This window comes from Acinetobacter sp. CIP 101966 (genome assembly GCF_000369725.1).
GTDB lineage: Bacteria > Pseudomonadota > Gammaproteobacteria > Pseudomonadales > Moraxellaceae > Acinetobacter > Acinetobacter lwoffii_Q.
Window position 1 is genome coordinate 543,548 of the sequence record NZ_KB850160.1, and the last position, 5,502, is coordinate 549,049.

4 protein-coding genes and 1 pseudogene are annotated in these 5,502 nt (G+C 43.9%); all 5 read right to left on the reverse strand.

The genetic code is table 11. The annotated features are described in order from the left end of the window. Nucleotides 1-326: pseudogene (locus F891_RS18165) on the reverse strand (phage tail protein); the annotation flags it as partial. Between the two features lie 50 nt (nt 327-376). Next, entirely contained in the window at nt 377-718 is a 342-nt protein-coding gene (locus tag F891_RS08585) for a phage tail protein (protein WP_005263149.1), read from the reverse strand. Further along, nucleotides 715-1,272, reverse strand: coding sequence for a hypothetical protein (locus tag F891_RS18290; RefSeq protein ID WP_005263151.1), 558 nt, complete (start codon nt 1,270-1,272; stop codon nt 715-717). Before F891_RS18290 ends, F891_RS08585 begins: the two co-directional genes overlap by 4 nt. A 56-nt stretch (nt 1,273-1,328) precedes the next feature. Beyond that, the gene (locus F891_RS08595; RefSeq protein ID WP_005263155.1) at nt 1,329-1,607 is read right to left on the reverse strand and encodes a hypothetical protein; all 279 of its coding nucleotides are present in this window, start codon (nt 1,605-1,607) and stop codon (nt 1,329-1,331) included. A gap of 55 nt (nt 1,608-1,662) precedes the next feature. Further along, entirely contained in the window at nt 1,663-5,493 is a 3,831-nt protein-coding gene (locus tag F891_RS08600) for a tape measure protein (RefSeq protein WP_005263157.1), read from the reverse strand. Nucleotides 5,494-5,502 lie beyond the last annotated feature (9 nt).

The following is a 5,502-nucleotide window of genomic DNA, read 5'->3' on the forward strand; positions in this document are numbered from 1 at the left end:
TCACTTTGTCCTGCAGTTGGCAATCTAAGTATGCCGTTAAACGCTGCTCCGAACTGCTGCCCATAAACAATTGCGGGTTGGTTACCTATCGTAATAAAGCCTTTTCTCAATGCAGTTAACAAAGTATCGTTATTAACAACCACTGCATTCTCACCAAGCCCAAACGCCCCGACTTCCATCACGTTTCCTGGTGCTGTGCCAACTTGACGACTTGCAGCATGCGCATTATTAGTAAAGTTTTCATTATATTTTGCAGCAGCAGAGCGGAAAGTATCACCACCAGCGCCACTTGGCGGTGTACCTAAATTTGCAGTTTGAATAGCCATATTTTACTCACAAAAAAGCCCCAACATGTGGGGCATAAAATTGATTGAAGTTAAGGTTTAAAGTCTTGGGTGAATGTGGTGGAGATTGACCAAACATCCCCACCTAAACTGACCGGCATATAATCCCCTGCGACCACTCGAACCTCACCATCTAAAGGTGAATCCCATAGAAAGGAATCAGCACCCTTATGTGCATCAAAAAAGGCCTTGATCTCTTGTATCAAAGCCTTCTTGCCAGTTTTCTTGTATGCCCATGTGCCTGACCTATTGTTAATCCCAACACTTGTTCGCTGTGTATATCCATCGCCAAAACTGGACTGAAGGACTTTAAAGCTTGAGGTTTGGGAGTTTCCGTCTAGGTCATTGCACCATGTGAATTTTTGATTGCTCATTTCCCACCACTCAGGACATTAAGACGGCATTCCAATGCTGAAACCATAGCTGAAAGCGCATTAATCTGATTTTCCATTTCAGTGATGTATGGGGGTTTGATGTAGCCACCTTCTGAAAACTTGTTGCCAGCAATAATACTGTTTTTATCAATCTTCACCTGAAAGCGCTTTCTACAATCCTTAATTGTGGTGGAGTCGACATCGGAAACATTGTCTTTAGATTCTGTTGTTAATAATCCCCCTTGTCGTTGTTCTTGACGAATCACAGACTTGATTGAGTTACTGATTGCTTGACTAAGATCTTTTTTAAACCTCACTTCGGGATTAACTACAGGGTGAGCATCTCCGTATAAAGCAGAGCGTGTATTGTTCTCGCAAACAAGAAAGTTTCCCTCAACCTTGATAAGCCAGTTGCCCTTTTTTAGAACCAGATTTAATTCAGGTATTTCAATTTGATCTGGTTTATTACCATCATATTCACAAACAAGATTGTAAGACTTGGAAATATGAATCATTGAATTTGAATCGGTGTACTGTATTGCACTAGCGTTCATTATTGGCTCCAAATAAAAGACCCCGCATTAAGCGAGGTCTCTGTGGTAAAGTTAAGTTACTTCTGTTTTGAGTAATACAACTCAAAGACAATTCGCTCGATCACCTCCACCAAGGGATCGAGCCTTCTTTCATCATCTTGCACAAGCACCTCACTACCATTTAGGCGAAATAAGAGCGCACCTTCAGGCATGGTCGCATAGCTTGGCATTTCATTAATGCACTTACAGAAAAACTCATAAGCACGGATTGGCTCTGTGATTTCTGGATTGCCATTAATAGCATGTGCCATAGCCTTTGCATTTTGTTCAGCATAGTAGCCATTTCTTTCAGTCAAAATAAAACTCCTTAAAAGTAGGAGTTCTTTTTGTACTTGAAATTGGTGGAATAATCTACTTCGCCAATAACCCGCCCTGACGTTGCTCTCTGCGAATTACGCTCAGAGTCATATTTTCCATCATTTTTCCTAATTGCTTGGCATCCGATTCACTGGTTGCAGATCCATCAGATGCAATATGAATGGTTTGTGTGTAATAAACATCACCACCTGATCCACCGCCATTCGCAAGATAGTTCTTCAAATCAGCATTGGTTCGACTATCAACAACACGTTCACCCTTATCTAGCAACCATGTGCCTTCTTTCGGGATATTGTCGATACCGTCGTGGGCCATGCCGCTCAAGGCCACACCTTGGATCGCAGACATTAGATCATTGGTTTGTACTGCAACCGCTGCCGCGCCCGCTATCTTTTGCCACATAGTCACATTGGATGGGTCATTCCACGCCGACATGATTGCGCCTTTCGCATTTAATATCGCACTTGAAAGAACAAACCCTTTTTGCATGGCGAATGCAACTTTGTAAGCTGTACTTTCTTTTGCTCCATATGCATCGAGCATTGAACCCATCATGCCGAACATTGCACCATATCCAGCTAAAGATGCAGCTTGTGTTTGGTTTTGCAGATCCTCTAAGCCTTGATAATACTTAACATCAATTGCAGCCAAACCATCACGATATTGCTGATGTGCCTCTTTAAGAGCCTCATAGCGCTCATCATCAGTTGAATAAAGATTACTGGTCATGATGTCCTGCTCAACACCTACCCGATCTTTCTTTAAAGCCGCTTGAGAATTTGATCGGTCATTTGCTAGCGACCATTGACCGTAAACTTCTGGTGACATAGTGGCTCGTGCGAATATTTCATCCGCACCTGACGACAGCCCAGCAATCCGATCATACATCGCCACAGAATCGTTCAAGAATTTATATCGATCTGCAAGTATCTGCTGATTCGCCTCATTCTCAGCTTTTACACGCTCGTCCTGAGCCTTAATCCAATTAGCCACATCATCTTCATAAGCCTTCTGTTGAAGTCCTAAAAGACGGTCGCGCTCTGTTGGATCAGTAGCAAAAGCTTTTTCGATCTCCTTGATTCTTTCTTGGTTATCGTATTCAAGATTTTGCCATTCGTTGTAGTAGCTGACTTGAATAGCCTTCTGCTCGTCGGCTTGCTCCTGTTTTCTCTTGATCATATCCTCAAGGAATTTATCAAGATCAACCTCCTCCGTTTTAACCACGGTGGTTGATGCGTTGAAACTTTTAAGCCATGCCTGCTCAGAATCCATGCCAAGCGCAATATTTTCACGATAGACTTTCTGTTGAGCAAGCAGCGATTCAGTCATTTTCTCAGCGGAAATAGAGGCTTTATTATTGCCCTGACCAGCATAGTAGGACTTGCCAGTGCTTGGGTTGGCAACAGAGGCAAACTCCTTTGCTGAGCCCAGCAGCGCATCATTCAAGGTGGCGTTATTGCTTCCTGTAATAAATCCTTTGATTTCAGGCCGCTTTATGGCAACTAAATACTGCTTAAAGATTCTTTCCTGAACCTCAGCAGTAAATTTCTCAGCACTTGATACAACGCCTTTATCAACAGCCTCTTGGAGTGTTGAATTAATGGTTTGATATTTACCAGCAGCATTAAATTCCTTTGCTCTCTGAGCGGAAAGAATTTGAGCCACAGTCATATCAGTCAGATTCCGAGTGCTGGCCTTATACCCCCCTTTCTGCCCAAGATTCACAGAATTGTAATTTCCCTCGCCGCTTGAAATCACCGCATCAATTGTGCTTGCCTTGGTCAGCTTGGCTTGCTTTTCCTTCTCTTGGGTTATCCTTTTCTCAGCTTCATTTCGAGCATCAGTGGCGTTTTTAGCCCTCATAACCTCGTTATATTCAGTAGTAAACATTTTTTGCAGATCAGCCCTAAGAGATAATCTGCCTTGTTCATTTTTGACAATCGCCCCCTCAACATTAAGGTACTTTTTAGCCAGCTCGATCATGGTGTCGTTATAGCCACGACTTGCTAAAGCAGAAGTAATTGCTGAATCCTTAATGTTTTGACCAGATGCTTTTAGAAGTTTTTTAATTTCCTCACTTAATTCGCCCACTCCAGCGGCCTGCTCTTTGACCTCTTTGGTCGTCTTTTTCATCGACTTCTCTAAAGCGTCCTGTGCTCGTTCTGCTGCTTTCAACTCCTTCTTGTTGTCAGAATAAGCTCCGATTAATTTACTTACTTTTGCAAGCTGATCATCGGTAAGAATATTTACGTTCTTAATCGCTTCATAGTATTCGTTGCTGTCAATTCTGCCTTGAGATAGTTCGCTATTGAGCTTTTTGAAGGTGTTAATCTTCTCGTCTGCTATCGGCAAACCTTCCATGAAGGCAAATAGATCAGATGCAGCCACACGGTACTTAAGGCTCAGGTCTTCGACCTGCTGAGCAAGTGCCCTAGTCTCGTTGTCTCGCTGAAGTGTATTTAGCTCTTGATATTTTTCAATCAGATCGCTAACTGATTGGCCCTGAGTATCAATTGAAGCGGTGGCCTTATCAGCATTGCCTTTCATTAACAGATAGCCAGCTGCTACAGTTGCAATAGCAACCCCCATACCAACAGGGCCAAAAAGAACCCCAAGTGCAGCCCGACCAACACCAGCACTAGCAGTTCCTGCTGCTGCGGATCTTGCTCTTGCTGCCGCCAAAGCTGTTTCTGCTGCTACAAGCTCAGCGGTTGCTTGCGCTTCAATTCGACGCAATTGAGCCATACGTGTTGTTGTAGCCATTCTACCCGCAGCATTAATCTGCGCTTGCAACCTCTGTACCTCTAGGGCTTTTTCGGCCGCCAGCGCTGTTAATGTCGAGCGTGTATTCACAATCTGAGCTTGAGCTTGCGCCAAGGCTGACGCAGCCGCAGCACGCTCCGCATTAATTGCACCATACTGAATTGCAGTCTGGTCAATAAGCTGTTTAGTTTTTGCATACCCCGCTGTAATAGTGCTGTATATAGCTGGAATATAGGTTCCAGCCATAAATGCAGCGCCCACCATCATACTATTGACAACCCCTTCCATGTTTTCAGAAAGTGTTGTGATGCCCTCCACAAAGGTTTTGGATGCACCAGTGGCAGAATCAAACTCCCCAATCAGCTTGGTCGCTTCAGTCGTTATTAGGTTAAAAGAGGCTGAAATTGTAGTTGCTGTTTTTGCATATTCAGCATCAACACTACCGCTCATCTTAAGCAAGGCATCGCGCATCACTTCAGATGTAATTTTTCCTTCTTCACCTAATTTTTTAAGATCACCAACAGCAACTCCCATACCATCAGCTAGAGCCTTTGCAAGCGCAGGTGCTTGAGATAAAACAGAGGTTAGCTCCGCACCACGCAACAAGCCTGTATTTAGCGCCTGACCAAATTGCAGCAAAGCTGCCTCTGAAGCTGCTGCGCTTTGCCCTGACATTGATACGGTTTTAGTTACTGTTTCGGTGATTCTCGCAACTTCAGATTGATCGATGCCTAGGCGTTTAGACAACCCTTGGAATTTTGTATAAACATCCAAAACCCCATTCCAGTCTGAAGCCGTGGCCTGTGCAATTTTATGGGTATCGTCCATTGCTCGGCTGAGTTCAGACTGCGTACTAGTAACAAGTTTTAGCTTATTTACCATGCCAGTGTAGCTATCTGCATAATTCTTGATTTGGTTGACAGAAAATGCAGCGCCCGCTGTAGCTGCCAATTTCCCAAGCATGCCATTCATGACATTCACACTACTACTGGCGCGTTGCATTTCACGCTCCGCCGAGGATGATGCTTGGCGCATTCCTTGTGTAAAGTTGCCAATCTTTGCAACCAGATCAAGAGTGAGTGTTCCGAGTTTTGTAGCCATAACTTTTCC

Coding starts and splice junctions, on each gene's coding strand:
- F891_RS08585 (WP_005263149.1), bottom strand. CDS start 718: ATGAGCAATCAAAAATTCACATGGTGCAATGACCTAGACGGAAACTCC.
- F891_RS18290 (WP_005263151.1), bottom strand. CDS start 1,272: ATGAACGCTAGTGCAATACAGTACACCGATTCAAATTCAATGATTCAT.
- F891_RS08600 (WP_005263157.1), bottom strand. CDS start 5,493: ATGGCTACAAAACTCGGAACACTCACTCTTGATCTGGTTGCAAAGATT.